Origin of the sequence: Variovorax paradoxus (genome assembly GCF_009498455.1) — a bacterium.
Taxonomy (GTDB): Bacteria; Pseudomonadota; Gammaproteobacteria; order Burkholderiales; family Burkholderiaceae_C; genus Variovorax; species Variovorax paradoxus_H.
In genome coordinates, this window is record NZ_CP045644.1 from 6,657,624 (window position 1) to 6,672,517 (window position 14,894).

At 65.4% G+C, this 14,894-nt stretch carries 10 protein-coding genes and 1 other RNA gene; 6 read left to right on the forward strand and 5 right to left on the reverse strand.

Going from position 1 to position 14,894, the window contains the following annotated elements:
* Positions 1 to 68 precede the first annotated feature (68 nt).
* The 5 genes from GFK26_RS30900 to ompA form a co-directional block, all read right to left on the reverse strand.
* Positions 69 to 3,320 carry an EAL and GGDEF domain-containing protein gene (locus GFK26_RS30900; protein ID WP_153285323.1) on the reverse strand — a complete coding sequence of 1,084 codons (3,252 nt, stop codon included), beginning with the start codon at positions 3,318 to 3,320 and terminating at the stop codon, positions 69 to 71.
* Between the two features lie 265 nt (positions 3,321 to 3,585).
* Positions 3,586 to 3,970: a transfer-messenger RNA gene (gene ssrA, locus GFK26_RS30905) on the reverse strand.
* A 12-nt stretch (positions 3,971 to 3,982) separates the two neighbouring features.
* Positions 3,983 to 4,654, reverse strand: a complete 672-nt coding sequence (locus tag GFK26_RS30910; protein WP_153285324.1) for an HAD-IA family hydrolase — start codon at positions 4,652 to 4,654, stop codon at positions 3,983 to 3,985.
* A complete protein-coding gene (gene ubiG, locus GFK26_RS30915) occupies positions 4,651 to 5,379 on the reverse strand; it encodes a bifunctional 2-polyprenyl-6-hydroxyphenol methylase/3-demethylubiquinol 3-O-methyltransferase UbiG (protein ID WP_153285325.1) in 729 nt (242 codons plus the stop codon). The genes GFK26_RS30910 and ubiG overlap by 4 nt, the downstream gene beginning before the upstream one ends.
* 129 nt (positions 5,380 to 5,508) lie before the next feature.
* The gene (gene ompA, locus GFK26_RS30920) at positions 5,509 to 6,159 is read right to left on the reverse strand and encodes an outer membrane protein OmpA (protein WP_101492498.1); all 651 of its coding nucleotides are present in this window, start codon (positions 6,157 to 6,159) and stop codon (positions 5,509 to 5,511) included.
* Between the two features lie 224 nt (positions 6,160 to 6,383).
* Here ompA and gyrA point away from each other — a divergent pair, with 224 nt between their 5' ends.
* The 6 genes from gyrA to GFK26_RS30950 are packed head-to-tail and all read left to right on the forward strand — an operon-like array spanning position 6,384 to position 14,828.
* Positions 6,384 to 9,029, forward strand: a complete 2,646-nt coding sequence (gyrA, locus tag GFK26_RS30925; protein WP_153285326.1) for a DNA gyrase subunit A — start codon at positions 6,384 to 6,386, stop codon at positions 9,027 to 9,029.
* Positions 9,026 to 9,613 (forward strand): DUF2059 domain-containing protein, encoded by a 588-nt coding sequence (locus tag GFK26_RS30930; RefSeq protein WP_228121817.1) that lies wholly within the window; start codon positions 9,026 to 9,028, stop codon positions 9,611 to 9,613. The genes gyrA and GFK26_RS30930 overlap by 4 nt, the downstream gene beginning before the upstream one ends.
* A 6-nt stretch (positions 9,614 to 9,619) precedes the next feature.
* Entirely contained in the window at positions 9,620 to 10,750 is a 1,131-nt protein-coding gene (serC, locus tag GFK26_RS30935; protein WP_153285327.1) for a 3-phosphoserine/phosphohydroxythreonine transaminase, read from the forward strand.
* 24 nt (positions 10,751 to 10,774) lie between these two features.
* On the forward strand, positions 10,775 to 11,896 hold the full coding sequence (gene pheA / locus GFK26_RS30940; RefSeq protein ID WP_153285328.1) for a prephenate dehydratase: 1,122 nt from the start codon (positions 10,775 to 10,777) through the stop codon (positions 11,894 to 11,896).
* Between the two features lie 18 nt (positions 11,897 to 11,914).
* Positions 11,915 to 12,808 carry a prephenate dehydrogenase gene (locus GFK26_RS30945; RefSeq protein WP_153285329.1) on the forward strand — a complete coding sequence of 298 codons (894 nt, stop codon included), beginning with the start codon at positions 11,915 to 11,917 and terminating at the stop codon, positions 12,806 to 12,808.
* A 1-nt stretch (position 12,809) separates the two neighbouring features.
* The gene (locus GFK26_RS30950) at positions 12,810 to 14,828 is read left to right on the forward strand and encodes a bifunctional 3-phosphoshikimate 1-carboxyvinyltransferase/cytidylate kinase (protein WP_153285330.1); all 2,019 of its coding nucleotides are present in this window, start codon (positions 12,810 to 12,812) and stop codon (positions 14,826 to 14,828) included.
* Positions 14,829 to 14,894 lie beyond the last annotated feature (66 nt).

Sequence of the window (14,894 nt, forward strand, 5' to 3'; positions counted from 1 at the left end):
GGCAGCGGCAGCGGCAAGAGAGTCGAAAGTGCCGGATGCCGCCGATGTTTGGCCCGCTGGATGCAGGGTCAATTTTTGGTGGCAACCGGATGCGAGGCCCCTTGGTTTCTGCGCGAGGCGATGAGTTCGTGTACTTGCGAAGCCGGCACCGGCCGTGCGAAGAGATAACCCTGCGCCTCGTCAAACCCTTCCTCCCGGATGATCTGCAACTGCGCCTCGGTCTCGACGCCCTCCACAGTGGTCGCGATGCCCAGGCTCGCGCCGATGCCGGCCACGGCCCGGATGATCGCGAGCGACTTTCTGTCGGGCAAATCGGCGATGAAGCTGCGGTCCACCTTGATCTTGTCGAACGGAAAGCTGCGCAGGTAGCCCAGCGACGAGTACCCGGTTCCGAAATCGTCCATTGCGATCTTCACGCCCAGTCGCCGGATCTGCCGCAGGGTGCGCAGGTTCTTGTCGTCGTGGCCGAGCAGCACGGACTCGGTGATCTCGAGTTGCAGGCGCGAAGGGGACAGCGCTGAAGCATCGAGCGCATTCCTGATGGCCTCGACCAAGTTGTCCGCGCCGAACTGGACCGGCGACAGGTTCACCGCCACACCGATCCCGTCGGGCCAGGTGGCGGCCTCCCGACAGGCTGCGCCGAGGACCCATTCGCCAAGTTCCACGATCAACCCGGTCTCCTCCGCGATGGGAATGAAGTCAGCCGGCGAGATCATCCCGCGGTCCGGGTGGCGCCAGCGCACCAGCGCCTCGAAGGCGGTGCAGCGATTGGAGGCGAGACTCACGAGCGCCTGGTAGTGGACCTCGAACTCCCCGCGGGCGAGTGCCTCGCGCATGGAAAGCTTCAAGGCCTGGCGCGTCTGCAGGTGGGCGTCCATGCTCCTGGCGTACCTCTGGAGGCTCCTTCCCCCGGCGGCCTTGGCGCGATGCAGTGCCACGGCAGAGGCACGCTGGATCTCATCGATGGTTTCGCCGTCGTCCGGCGCCAGCGCGACGCCGACACTGGCCCCGATGCTCACCTGGTGTCCATCGAGCTCGAAGGGCTCGAGCAGGACGGCCATCAGGCGCCGCGCGATCTCGATCGCCGCGTCGGGATGCGGCAGTCCGAAGCAGCCGATCGCGAATTCGTCCGCACCGAGTCGCGCGAGCGCGTACTCGTCGCCGGCGAGCCCAAGCCGCAGCCGCTGCGCGACCTTCTGCAGCAAGGTGTCGCCCGCGGGATGGCCGTAGGCGTCGTTGACGGACTTGAAACCGTCGAGGTCCAGTGTCAGCACGGCCACCGAGGTCTTGTTGGCGCCAACATCGTTCAGGTGTCGCTGCACCGTCTCGCCGAATGCGAAGCGGTTGGGCAGACCGGTGAGAACGTCGTGGCGGGCCATGTGAGAGACCTGGCGCTGGGCCTGCAAGCGCTCTTTCTCCGCCTTGCGACGAGCGGTGGTGTCGCGAAAGAAGATCGACAGGCCCCCTTCGGTCGGCGAGGCATGAACCTCGAGCCATACCTGCGTCACGGGCACGAATTCCTCGAACGACACCGCCTTGCTGTCCGCGATCGCCCGCCGGAAGTAGTCGCCGAACAGGCTTTCGACCTCGGCGGGATAGAGGTCCCACAGCCTTGTGTTCACGGCCTCCTCGCCGAGCTTCAGGAACCGGCGGGCGTTCTCGTTCATGTACGTGATGCGCCATGCAGGGTCGACAACCAGCACGCAGTCCATCGTGTTCTCGAGAACCGCCGAGAGCCGGATCGCCGCGCTTTCGGCGCGCTGCTGCGCCACCACGGCATCGTTGCGCGCAGCCTTGGCCTCGGTGATGTCACGCCAGATGCTCACCATCCGGATCGGCACGCCCGATGCGTCCAGTACCGGCGCACCGATGACGTCGAGCCATCGGTGCACGCCCTGGGCATCGACGGCATCGACCTCCAGTCTGGATGTGCCGCCGGCGCGCACCACATCGAACATGGCGCTCAGTTTTCGAAGCCGGCCTTCGGGAAAAATCGTCTCGAGCGCCTCGCGGCTTGCCAATTCCGAGACATCGAGCCCGATCATCCGCCGCGCCGCCTTGTTCATCAGCAGCGTGTTGCCCGACAGGTCCAGCATGCTGATGCAATCGGGGCTGCTGTCAAAGATGCTCCGAACCGAAGCTTCGCTCTCGCGCAGTGCGGATTCAGCCGCGCGCCGCTCGGTGACGTCGAGAATGGAGCCGGCATAGCCGAGGAGCCCGCCGTCAGGTGCGAGCCGGGGCGCCCCGGTGTCGATGACCCAGGCCCAGCTGCCATCGGACCGTCGCAGCCTGTATTCGAGTTGAACCGGCATCCGCTGTGCGGTCGCCGTTTCAAACAGCGTCAGCACCGACGCGCGGTCTTCGGGATGGATGGCCCGGCTCCAGCCTCCGCCCAGCGACTCGGTTTCCGTCTGCCCCGTCACCTCGAGCCAAAGCCGGCTGTGGTAGGTCGCCTCGCCGTTTGGGTCCGTGAGCCACATCATCACGGGCACGCTGTCCGCGATGAGACGGAACAGAGACTCGCTCTCGCGCAGCGCTTCGATGGCGATGCGACGCTGATGAACGTCTTCGAGCAGCCCGTACCAGCGCACGATGGCGTCGTTCTCGTCGCGACGGGGGGCCGCCCGAGCCCTGAACCATCGGTACCGTCCGTCCAGGGCGCTCAGCACCCTGTATTCGGCATCGAAGGGAACGCCGCGGGTCACCGAGTCGACCCACTGCGTTCTGACGCGATCGAGATCGTCGGTGTGCAAGGCGCTTTCCCAGCCCGTGCCCAGCGTCTTCTCGACCGAATTGCCGGTGAGCGCCGGCCAGCCCGGCCCGACTTCGGTGACCGCGCCTGTGGCATCGGCGGTCCAGGTGATCTGCGGGTGCAATTCGACGAACGAGCGGTAGTGCGCTTCGCTGGCCCGCAGCACCCGCTCCGCCGTGCGCAGTTCGGTCACGTCGGAGATCACGACCACGAGCAGCCTGCCGCCAGAATCCGAGAGATCGACCGCTTTTTTGAACGTGACCAGGGTTCGGGTCGATCCGTCCTCCGTGGTGATCTCTTCCTCGAAACTGCGGCTCTCGCCGCTCGCGAGTATCTGGAGATCCAGCGTCCTGATCCGATCGGCCTGCGCGCGGGGCAGGAAATCGTGATCTGTCTTGCCTCGTGCTCGATCGAGCGAGACGTTGAGCAGCTCGCAGGCCCGCCGATTGAGATGCACGAACCGCGAGTCCTCGTCCTTCACGATGACCGCCTGGCCGACCCCATCGAGGATCGCGGCCATTTGGACCAGCGGATCAGCGGGCTGCCGTGCTGCGCGGGGCTCACTCATGTCGATGTCTCCTGTCTGGAATGCTCACAGGTTTGCCATCGTAGCCCGGAGGACGCCCGGGGGAGTCTTCATTTCATCTACGCTGCAACGTTCGAATCTACTGCGCGCTCAGATGCTCTGCACTCGCCGGTCCGCCCGGGCTTGTTCCCCAATCTGGCCTTGGCTGCCCTCAAATCTCGTCGGACGTCCTCGCACGACAAGGACCCACGCGCCAATGAAAAAGGGCGTTCGCTGAATCTCAGTGAACGCCCTTGGACGTTGTATGTGGTGGAGCTGGGGGGATTTGAACCCCCGTCCGCAAGCCTTCATCGCGCAGTTCTACATGTTTAGTGATCTGATTTAAGTCTCGCTTCCGGAGTCGCGCAGTCACACGCTAAACCGGACGCCAGCACCCTATTTTCTCGCCCCGACCCAAGGTACCCGGATCGGAGCCAGCCCATGTAATTATCTTTGCAGCCGGGAGGTCAGGATTGCTCCAGACCCCCTTGCCCAGCCCATCGGCCTGCTGTTGCAAAGCTCACTGGCAATTAAGCAGCGAGTGCGAAACGTTCGTCGTTTGCAGTTAGTTTGTTTGAATCTGTTTTACGAGCGCATTCAGCTCGACATGCCCCGCTGCGACTCCGAACCCACGTCGAAACCAGTGCAGCCCCAAGCGACCCATTTTAGGCGCTATTGAGTAACTTCAAGAGCTCAAGGGGTGAAGAGATTGAAGCATCGGCCTGCCACAGGGTCGAATCGGCCTCCGAACCCATGTAACCGTAGGTAGCGGCGACCGTGCGCATGCCTGCGGCGCGGCCCGCGATGATGTCGCGCTCGTCGTCTCCCACGTAGATGCAGGCCTCGGACGCCACACCCAGGCGGCGTGCCGCTTCGTGCAGCGGCTCGGGGTGCGGCTTGGAGAACGGCGTGGTGTCGCCGCTCACGATGGCGCCCGCAGTCGCGAAGAGCGGCATTGCAGCAGTCAGCGGATCGGTGAAGCGGGCCGACTTGTTGGTGACCACGCCCCAGCGCAGGCCGCGCTCGCGCAACGCCTCGATCAGCGGCACCACGCCGTCGAACACCAGGGTGTTGAGCAGCATGCGGCGCTCGTAGGCGACGTAAAACTCTTCGCGCAGTGCATCGAACTCGGGGGCGTCGGGGGTGAGGTCGAACGCCACGCCGAGCATGCCCCGGGCGCCAGCGCCGGCCAAGGGGCGGTAGCGCTCCAGCGGATACGAGGCCAGGCCGCGGTCGGTGCGCATCTTGTCGGCGGCGGCGCCGAGGTCGGGCGCGCTGTCGATCAGCGTGCCGTCGAGGTCGAACAGGATGGCCCGGGTCGTCGCGTTCCCGATCATCCTTGCGCCTCCGGCAGCGCCGGCTTCTGGGTCGCGAAGAGGTAGTTGACGCTGGTGTCGGCGCTGAGCCAGTAGCGCCGGGTCAGCGGGTTGTGTTCCATGCCCCGTGTGTGGCGCAGGTCCAGGCGGGCGGCGCGGCAGTAGCCGGCCAGCTCGCTGGGACGGATCAGCTTGGGGTACTCGTGCGTGCCGCGCGGCAGCATGCCCAGGACGTACTCGGCACCCACGATCGCCAGCATGAAGGACTTCAGGTTGCGGTTGATGGTCGAGAAGAACACCCAGCCGCCCGGCTTCACCAGGGTGGCGCAGGCCTGGATCACGGACGCCGGATCGGGCACGTGCTCCAGCATTTCCATGCAGGTGACGACATCGAAGCTGCCGGGCTGCTCGGCCGCCAGCGCTTCGGCACTGACTTCGCGGTACTTGACGCCACGCGTCCCAGCTTCAAGCGCATGCAGTTGGGCGACCTTGAGCGCCTTGGTCGCCAGGTCGATGCCGAGCACGTCGGCACCCTTACGCGCCATCGAATCGGCCAGGATGCCGCCGCCACAGCCGATATCGACTACACGTTGGCCCGAAATAGGCGCAATACCGTCAATCCAATCGAGTCGCAATGGATTGATTTCGTGCAACGGGCGGAATTCGCTCTCCAAATCCCACCACCGATGCGCAAGCTCCGAAAACTTGGCCAGTTCGGCCGGGTCTGCATTCACGTGTTCTGTCATACGGCAATTATGAAGCGAGCAAAGCCCGACTCGAAAGCAATGGGCTTGCGTCAGGCCCGACTGCAATTTCGTCAGGCATAAAAAAACCCCGCCGAGGCGGGGTTTTCATTCGTCGATGGAATCGATCGATCAGTTGGCGCGGGTGCCAACCACTTCGATTTCCACGCGACGGTTCTTGGCGCGGCCTTCCTTGGTGCGGTTGTCAGCCACTGGCTGCTTCTCGCCCTTGCCTTCGGTGTAGACGCGGTTGCGTTCGATGCCCTTCGAGACCAGGAAGGCCTTGACGGCTTCGGCGCGACGCACCGACAGACGCTGGTTGTATGCGTCGGTACCGATGGAGTCGGTGTGACCCACAGCGATGATGACTTCGAGGTTCACGCCACGGATCTTCTCGACCAGGTCGGTCAGCTTGGCGCGACCTTCGGGCTTCAGAACCGACTTGTCGAAGTCGAAGAAGGCGTCAGCAGCGAAGGTGACCTTCGAAGCAGCGACTTGTGCGGGAGGCGGAGCAACCGGAGCGCCAGGCGTGGGAGCCACAGCAGCCGGGCCAGCCGGAACCAGAGCACCGTCGCAACCGGCGGCAGCCGTTGCGGGCGTCCAGTTGGCATCGCGCCAGCACAGTTCGTTCGTGCCATTCTTCCAGACGAGTTCGCCGGTGCCGTTTTGCCAGTTGTCGATCGTAGGACCGCCGTTCGCAGCGGTGACACGGGTCTGCGCGCCGGCGGCAGTGGCGAGCGCAGCGACTGCAAACATCATCGCCACTTTATTCAGTTTCTTCATGGTTCTCCTCTTGGGGAAAAAGCCGCAGCCGCGCTGCGAATCAAGGACGCTTTAAGTGACCACCACCCAAAACGTTGAGACGATTGTGCCATAGGGTCTTTGGCAAACAGGCCGCTGGACGCCCCCGAAGCGTAGGACGGAGGCGGAATAGAGCCCTTGTGTTGCGGCGGTGCGACACCCCTCACAGCGTAAAATTTCGCCTTCCTGCCGCCAGCCTCTAGCTCATGACCTCCTTCGCCAAAGAAACCCTGCCCATCAGTCTCGAAGAGGAAATGCGCAGCAGCTACCTCGATTACGCCATGAGCGTGATCGTCGGCCGGGCGCTTCCCGACGCCCGCGACGGCCTCAAGCCGGTGCACCGCCGGGTGCTGTACGCGATGCACGAGCTCAACAACGACTGGAACCGGCCGTACAAGAAGTCGGCCCGTATCGTCGGCGACGTGATCGGTAAGTACCACCCGCACGGCGACCAGTCGGTTTACGACACCATCGTCCGCCTGGCCCAGGACTTCTCGATGCGCCACATGCTGGTCGACGGCCAGGGCAACTTCGGGTCGGTCGACGGCGACAACGCGGCCGCAATGCGTTATACGGAAATCCGGCTGGCCAAAATTGCGCACGAAATGCTGGCGGATATCGACAAGGAAACCGTCGACTTTCAGGACAATTACGACGGCTCCGAAAAAGAACCGAAAGTTTTGCCCAGCCAGCTGCCGAATTTGCTGGTCAATGGCTCCGGCGGTATTGCGGTCGGCATGGCCACGAATATCCCGCCGCACAACCTGAATGAAGTGGTGGATGCGTGCCTGTATCTGCTGCGCAATCCGCAGGCCACCATCGACGAACTGATGGAAATCGTGCCGGCGCCGGACTTCCCCACCGCCGGCATCATCTACGGCATCAACGGCGTGAAGGACGGCTATCGCACCGGCCGCGGCAAGGTCGTGATGCGCGCCAAGTGCCACTTCGAGGACATCGACCGCGGCCAGCGCCAGGCGATCATCGTTGACGAGCTCCCCTACCAGGTCAACAAGAAGACGCTGCAGGAGCGCATGGCCGAGCTGGTGCACGAGAAAAAAATCGAAGGCATCAGCCACATCCAGGACGAGTCCGACAAGTCGGGCATGCGCCTGGTGATCGAACTCAAGCGCGGCGAAGTGCCCGAGGTCGTGCTCAACAACCTCTACAAGCAGACGCAGCTGCAGGACACCTTCGGCATCAACATGGTGGCGCTGGTCGATGGCCAGCCCAAGCTGTGCAACCTGAAGGACCTGATCGAGGTCTTCCTGCAGCACCGCCGCGAAGTGGTCACGCGCCGCACGGTCTTCACGCTGCGCAAGGCCCGCGAACGCGGCCACGTGCTCGAAGGCCTGGCGGTGGCGCTCGCCAACATCGACGAGTTCATTCGCATCATCCGCGAATCGCCCACGCCGCCGGTCGCCAAGGCCGAGCTCATGACCCGCAGCTGGGACAGCAAGCTGGTGCGCGAGATGCTCACGCGTTCGCGCGCCGACGGCGGCGTGATCAACGCCGATGACTACCGCCCTGAAGGCCTTGAGCGCGAATACGGCATGGGCGGCGACGGCCTGTACCGCCTGTCTGAAACGCAGGCGCAGGAAATCCTGCAGATGCGTCTGCAGCGCCTGACCGGTCTCGAGCAGGACAAGATCGTCGCCGAGTACAAGGACGTCATGGCCGAGATCGACGACCTGCTCGACATCCTGGCCAAGCCCGAGCGCGTCTCGATCATCATTGGCGACGAACTCGGCGAGATCAAGCAGGAGTTCGGCCAGTCGAAGGTCGGCGCCCGCCGCAGCCTGGTCGAGCACAGCGCCTACGACCTCTCGACCGAAGACCTGATCACGCCGACCGACATGGTCGTCACGCTCTCCCACAGCGGCTACATCAAGAGCCAGCCGCTGGGCGAGTACCGTGCGCAAAAGCGCGGTGGCCGCGGCAAGCAGGCCACGGCCACGAAGGAAGACGACTGGATCGACCAGCTCTTCATCGCCAACACGCACGACTACATCCTGTGCTTCTCGAACCGCGGCCGGCTGTACTGGCTCAAGGTGTGGGAAGTGCCGGCAGGCTCGCGCGGCTCGCGCGGGCGTCCCATCGTCAACATGTTCCCGCTGCAGGAAGGCGAGAAGATCAACGTCGCGCTCGCCCTCACTGGCGAGAAGCGCACCTTCCCGGCCGACCAGTACGTGTTCATGTCGACCTCGATGGGCACGGTCAAGAAGACGGCGCTCGACGAATTCAGCAACCCGCGCAAGGGCGGCATCATTGCCGTGAACCTCGATGAAGGCGACTACCTCATCGGCGCGGCACTCACCGACGGCAAGCATGACGTGATGCTGTTCAGCGACAACGGCAAGGCCGTGCGCTTCGACGAAGAAGACGTCCGCCCGCTGGGCCGCAACGCCCGCGGCGTGCGCGGCATGTCGCTGGAGCCGGGCCAGGGCGTGATCGCCATGCTGGTGGCCGAGGACGAGCAGCAAAGCGTGCTCACCGCCACCGAAAATGGTTACGGAAAACGCACAAGCATTACCGAATACACCCGTCATGGCCGCGGAACCAAAGGCATGATCGCGATTCAACAGAGTGAGCGCAACGGCAAGGTCGTTGCCGCCACGCTCGTTCATGCGGACGATGAGATCATGCTCATCACCGACAAGGGTGTGCTCGTGCGCACCCGTGTGGCCGAGATTCGCGAACTGGGTCGGGCGACGCAAGGCGTCACGCTGATCGGGCTCGACGAAGGCGCCAAACTCAGCGGGCTTCAACGCATCGTCGAAAACGACGCGGTCGGCGAAAGCGAGCCGGACGCAGACGACACTTCCACATCTTCAACGGAGAATCCTCAGTGAAAAAACAACTCAAGCTCGCACTCCTGACCGCCGCCCTCGCCGGCTCGTCCATGGCCGCCATGGCCCAGGACAAGGCCACGCTGATCAAGCAGTTCATCGAGATCCAGCGCCCCGGCATCGAATCGCTGGCACGCGGCCTGATCGAGCAGTCGAGCGCCCCCATCGCGCAAGCCGGTTCGCAGTACCTGCAGACGCAAGTGCCCGAAGCCAAGCGCGAGGCCGCCGCCAAGGCCGCTGACGCCGAGCTGAAGAAGTACTTCGACGACGCCTACCCGGTCGTGCGCGACAAGGCCGTGCAGATCGCCCCTGGCGCCCTCACGCCCATCCTCGAGCAGAACTTCACCGAAGACGAGCTCAAGCAGCTGCTGGCCTGGATCAACTCGCCCCTGAGCAAGAAGTACCAGGAACTGAACCCGAAGATGCAGACCGCTCTGACGGAAAAGCTGGTGACCGACACCCGCGCCACCATCGAACCCAAGATGCGCGCACTCGACACCAACGTCGCCAAGGCCCTCGGTGCTCCGACCGACGGCGGCGCAGCTCCCGCCAAGGCGCCCGCCGCCAAGGCTCCTGCCAAGAAGTAAAGCAACGTGACCCAGCAGCAGACGCCGGCCGGCAAGCGCCCCTACAACTTTTCGGCCGGTCCGGCTGCCATGCCGGAGGCGGTGCTTCAACGCGCCGCTTCCGAGATGCTCGATTGGCAGGGCAGCGGCATGAGCGTGATGGAAATGAGCCATCGCGGCAAGGAATTCGGTGCCATCTGCACCCAGGCGGAAGCCGACATCCGCACGCTGCTGGCCATCCCCTCGCACTTTCACATCCTGTTCATGCAGGGTGGCGGCCTTGGCGAAAACGCCATCGTGCCGTTGAACCTGTCGCGCGGCGCCGCCGCCGACTTCGTCGTCACGGGCAGCTGGAGCGCCAAGTCGCACAAGGAAGCGCAGCGCTACTGCACGGCTCGCGTGGCCGCGAGCAACGTCGACAACCAGCACACGAAGCTGCCCGATCCCGCGCGCTGGCAGCTGTCCGCCGATGCCTCGTACGTGCACGTGTGCAGCAACGAAACCATCAACGGCATCGAGTTCCAGCAATTGCCCGACCTGGCCGCGCTTGGCAGCAAGGCGCCGCTGGTCATCGATTTCTCGTCGCACGTGGCCTCGCGCAGCGTCGACTGGAGCCGCGTGGGCCTGGCCTTCGGCGGCGCCCAGAAGAACCTCGGCCCCGCCGGCCTGACCATCGTGGTCGTGCGCGACGACCTGCTGGGCCACGCCCTCGAAATCTGCCCGAGCGCGTTCAACTACAAGACCGTGGCCGACAACCAGTCCATGTACAACACCCCGCCGACCTGGGGCATCTACATGGCGGGGCTCACGTTCCAGTGGCTGCTGCAGCAGACCGAAGGCGGACTCACCGGCATCGCCGCGATGGAGCAACGCAACATCGAGAAGGCGACGCTGCTCTACAGCTTCATCGACGGCTCCGACTTCTACGCCAACCGCATCGACGCAAGCTGCCGTTCGCGCATGAACGTGCCGTTCTTCCTGGCCGACGAAAGCCGCAACGAAGCCTTCCTGGCCGGTGCACGCGAAGCCGGACTGCTGCAGCTCAAGGGTCACAAGTCGGTCGGTGGCATGCGGGCGAGCATCTACAACGCCATGCCGCTGGCAGGGGTGCAGGCCTTGGTGGCCTACATGAGAGAATTCGAGCGATCGCATGCGTAGGCGCATGCCCTGTTGCTCGCACCGATGACCGCCTCTGCCCCCACACCACCCACCTCCCCCGACAATTCCGAAAGCTTGGCCGATCTGCGCGTGCAGATCGACTCGCTCGACCAACGGCTCCTGAGCCTGCTCAACGAGCGCGCCCATGTGGCCGAGCTGGTCGGCGAGGTCAAGAAGCGCGAAGGCACGCCGTTCTTCCGCCCCGACCGCGTTGCCGCGGTCATCGACAAGATGCAAAGCAGCAATGGCGGTCCGCTCAAGGACCTCCATGTCGCAGCCATCTGGCGCGAGATCATGTCGGCCTGCCTGGCCCTCGAGTCGCCGCAGCGCGTGGCCGTGCTCGGCCCCGAAGGCACCTTCTGCGAACAGGCCGCCATCGAGTACTTTGGCGGCGCCGCCGACCTGATTTACTGCGCCAGCTTCGACGAGGTGTTCCACGCCACGGCAGCAGGCAGCGCCCAATACGGCGTGGTCGGTGTCGAGAACTCGACCGAAGGCGTGGTCACGCGCTCGCTCGACCTGTTCCTGCACTCGCCCACCCATGTCGTCGGCGAAGTCAGCCTGCTGGTGCGCCATCACCTGATGCGCAGCAGCAATTCGCTCGAAGGCGTCGAGGCCGTGCTGGCCCACCCGCAGGCGCTGGCGCAGTGCCAGACCTGGCTGTCCAAGCACCTGCCCAACGCCGAGCGACGCGCCGTGTCGAGCAACGCCGAAGGCGCGCGCCTCGCGGCCACTAACCCGGCCTGGGCCGCGCTGGCCGGCGAACGCGCCGCCACCCGCTTCGGCCTGCACATCGTGGCGCACGCCATCCAGGACGACTCGTACAACCGCACCCGCTTCTCGGTGATCTGCCTGCCGCAGACGCTGGCCATGCCGCCGGCCTCGGGCAAGGACTGCACGAGCCTCATCGTCTCGGTGCCGAACCGGCCCGGCGCAGTGCACGACCTGCTGGTGCCGTTGAAGGCCAACAACGTGTCGATGACGCGCTTCGAGTCGCGCCCCGCACGCACCGGCCAGTGGGAGTACTACTTCTACATCGACCTCGACGGCCACCCCTCGCAGCCCAACGTGGCCGCGGCACTGGCCGAACTGCGCGGCCTCTGCGCCTTCTACAAGGTGCTCGGCGCCTACCCGATCAAAGCCTGAGCCGAACGGACCGACGCGATGTTCGAGCAACTGGGATTGATCGGCTGCGGCCTCATGGGCGGCTCCTTTGCGCTCGCGCTCAAGCGCGCGAAGCTGGTGAAACGCGTGGTCGGCTACAGCAAGTCGCCCTCCACCACTGAGCGGGCGCGCCAGCTCGGCGTGATCGACGTGGCGGCGCCCTCGGCGCTGCTGGCGGTGTCCGGCGCCGACCTCGTGCTGCTGGCGGTGCCGGTGGCCGCCTCGGAAGCCACCTTCAAGGCCATCCGCCACGGCATCTCGGCCGACACGCTGGTGATGGACGTGGGTTCGACCAAGGGCGACGTGATCGAAGCCGCGCGCAACGGCCTGCAAAAGCAATTCGCGAACTTCGTGCCGGCGCACCCGATCGCCGGCAAGGAAGTCTCCGGCATCGAGCACGCCGAAGCCTCGCTGTTCACCGGCCGCCAGGTCGTGCTGACCCCGGTCAAGACCACGCTGCGCTCGAACGTGCAGCGCGCCTCGCAGGTGTGGAGCGGCATCGGCGCCAACGTCGTCACCATGACGCACGAAGCGCACGACGCCGCTTTTGCCGCCGTGAGCCATCTGCCGCACCTGTTGGCCTTCGCGTACATCAATGCGCTGACCGCACAGCCCGAAGGCGACCGCTTCCTGGACCTGGCCGGACCGGGCTTTCGGGACTTTTCGCGCATCGCCGCCAGCGATCCGGTCATGTGGCGCGATGTGCTGCTGGCCAATCGCGAGCAGGTGCTCCAACAATCGAGGGCTGTCCGGCAGGCGCTCGACGATCTCGAAGCGCTGATGACCGCCGGCGACCTTCAGGGGCTGGAGCAATCCATCGCCTCCGCCAGCAAGGCGCGCGCGCGTTGGAAGCCGAATGCGAGTTCCGACGCCTCGGCCCTGCAGGACAGCTGACATGTTCTCGACCGCTTTCCTCGATCTTCCGCCTCTCGTGGGCGCCGCCGGCACGGTCCGGCTGCCGGGCTCCAAGAGCATCTCCAACCGCGTGCTGCTGCTGGCCGCGCTCGCCAGCGGCACCACGACGATCCACGACCTGCTCGATTCCGACGACACGCGCGTGATGCTCGACGCCCTGCGTGCGATGGGCTGCGGCATCGAACCGGCCGGCAGTTCGCTGCGCATCACGGGCTTGGGCCGCAAGCTCCCGCCGGCGATGGACGCCACGCTGCTGCCGCTGTTCCTGGGCAACGCCGGCACGGCGATGCGCCCGCTGACCGCGGCGCTGTCCCTGCTCGGCGGCGAGTTCGAACTCAGCGGCGTGCCGCGCATGCACGAGCGCCCGATCGGCGACCTGGTCGACGCCCTGACGCAGCTCGGCTGCCGCATCGACTACCTCGGCAACCCCGGCTATCCGCCGCTGCGCATCCATCCGGTGTCGCACGACGAACTGGCACTCGGCGCGCCGATCCGCGTGCGCGGCGACGTGTCGAGCCAGTTCCTCACCGCCCTGTTGCTGGCGCTGCCGCTCGCCGCAGCCAACGACATCGTGATCGAGGTCGTCGGCGAACTGATTTCCAAGCCCTACATCGAAATCACGCTGAACCTGCTGGCGCGCTTCGGCATCACGGTGCGGCGCGACGGCTGGGAGCGTTTCACCATTCCCGCCGGCAGCCGCTACAGCTCGCCGGGTGAGATCCACGTCGAGGCGGACGCCTCGTCTGCCAGCTATTTCATAGCACTCGGCGCCATTGCAACGGGCGTTTCGGGCCAGAACGGCATCCGGATCGAAGGCGTCGGCGCGGCCTCGATCCAGGGCGACATCCGTTTCATCGATGCCGCCGCGCAAATGGGTGCGCTGGTCGACAGCGGCCCGAACTGGCTCGAAATCCGCCGCGGCGCCTGGCCCCTCAAGGCCATCGACCTCGACGCGAACCACATCCCCGATGCGGCCATGACGCTGGCCGTCATGGCGCTGTACGCCGACGGCCCCAGCACGCTGCGCAACATCGCGAGCTGGCGTGTGAAGGAAACCGACCGCATCGACGCCATGGCCAACGAGCTGCAGAAGCTCGGCGCGACGGTCGAGGCGGGGCCGGATTTCATCCGCGTCCATCCGCTGCCGGCTGCCGGATGGCGGCCCGCCAGCATCCGCACCTATGACGATCACCGCGTCGCCATGTGTTTTTCGCTCGCGGCCTTCAATTCGGCCGGCGTGGCGGTGCGCATCCTCGAACCGCACTGCGTCGCCAAGACCTTCCCCGACTACTTCGAGACCCTGTTCTCGGTGGCCGAGGCTGCCGAGGTGCCCGTGATCTGCATCGACGGCCCGACCGCCTCGGGCAAGGGCACGCTGGCCGCCGAGGTGGCGCGCCTGCTGGGCTATCACTACCTCGACTCGGGCTCGCTCTACCGCGTGACCGGGCTCGCCGCCCGCCGCGCCGGCCTGGAGGCCACGGCCGCGAACGAGGCGCAGATCGCCGCCCTCGCGGCCGCCCTGCCCCTGCAGTTCACCGAGGGCAAGGTGCTGCTGGCCGGCGACGATGTGAGCGACGACATCCGCACCGAAGCCGCCGGCATGGATGCCTCGCGCGTCTCCGCGCTGCCGGCCGTGCGCGAGGCGCTTCAAGACCTGCAACACCGCTTTCGCCGCCTGCCCGGCCTCGTGGCCGACGGACGCGACATGGGCACCGTGATCTTCCCCGACGCGGCGCTCAAGGTGTTCCTCACGGCCGGTGCCGCCCAGCGCGCCGAACGGCGGCATAAGCAGTTGATTTCAAAGGGTATTTCGACTACACTCGACAGTCTTCGCTCCGACTTGGAAGCACGTGACGCCCGGGACTCTTCCCGCAGCGTCGCCCCTCTGAAGCCGGCGCAGGACGCTCGCCACCTCGACAACTCCCAGCTGTCCATCGAACATTCGATCGACACGGTGTTGAACTGGTGGCAAGAAATTCAACCGTTCAAGTCCGCTTGAGCGGATTGAAGTGCAGCCTTTCAAGTCCGCTTGAAAGGCTTGCGTCTCCCGGGTGTTCCGGGTGGC

Bases quoted from the DNA above. Each gene is read 5' to 3' on its own strand.
- ompA (WP_101492498.1), bottom strand. From the start codon at position 6,159: ATGAAGAAACTGAATAAAGTGGCGATGATGTTTGCAGTCGCTGCGCTC.
- GFK26_RS30910 (WP_153285324.1), bottom strand. From the start codon at position 4,654: ATGATCGGGAACGCGACGACCCGGGCCATCCTGTTCGACCTCGACGGC.
- GFK26_RS30945 (WP_153285329.1), top strand. From the start codon at position 11,915: ATGTTCGAGCAACTGGGATTGATCGGCTGCGGCCTCATGGGCGGCTCC.
- GFK26_RS30900 (WP_153285323.1), bottom strand. From the start codon at position 3,320: ATGAGTGAGCCCCGCGCAGCACGGCAGCCCGCTGATCCGCTGGTCCAA.
- gyrA (WP_153285326.1), top strand. From the start codon at position 6,384: ATGACCTCCTTCGCCAAAGAAACCCTGCCCATCAGTCTCGAAGAGGAA.
- GFK26_RS30950 (WP_153285330.1), top strand. From the start codon at position 12,810: ATGTTCTCGACCGCTTTCCTCGATCTTCCGCCTCTCGTGGGCGCCGCC.
- pheA (WP_153285328.1), top strand. From the start codon at position 10,775: ATGACCGCCTCTGCCCCCACACCACCCACCTCCCCCGACAATTCCGAA.
- ubiG (WP_153285325.1), bottom strand. From the start codon at position 5,379: ATGACAGAACACGTGAATGCAGACCCGGCCGAACTGGCCAAGTTTTCG.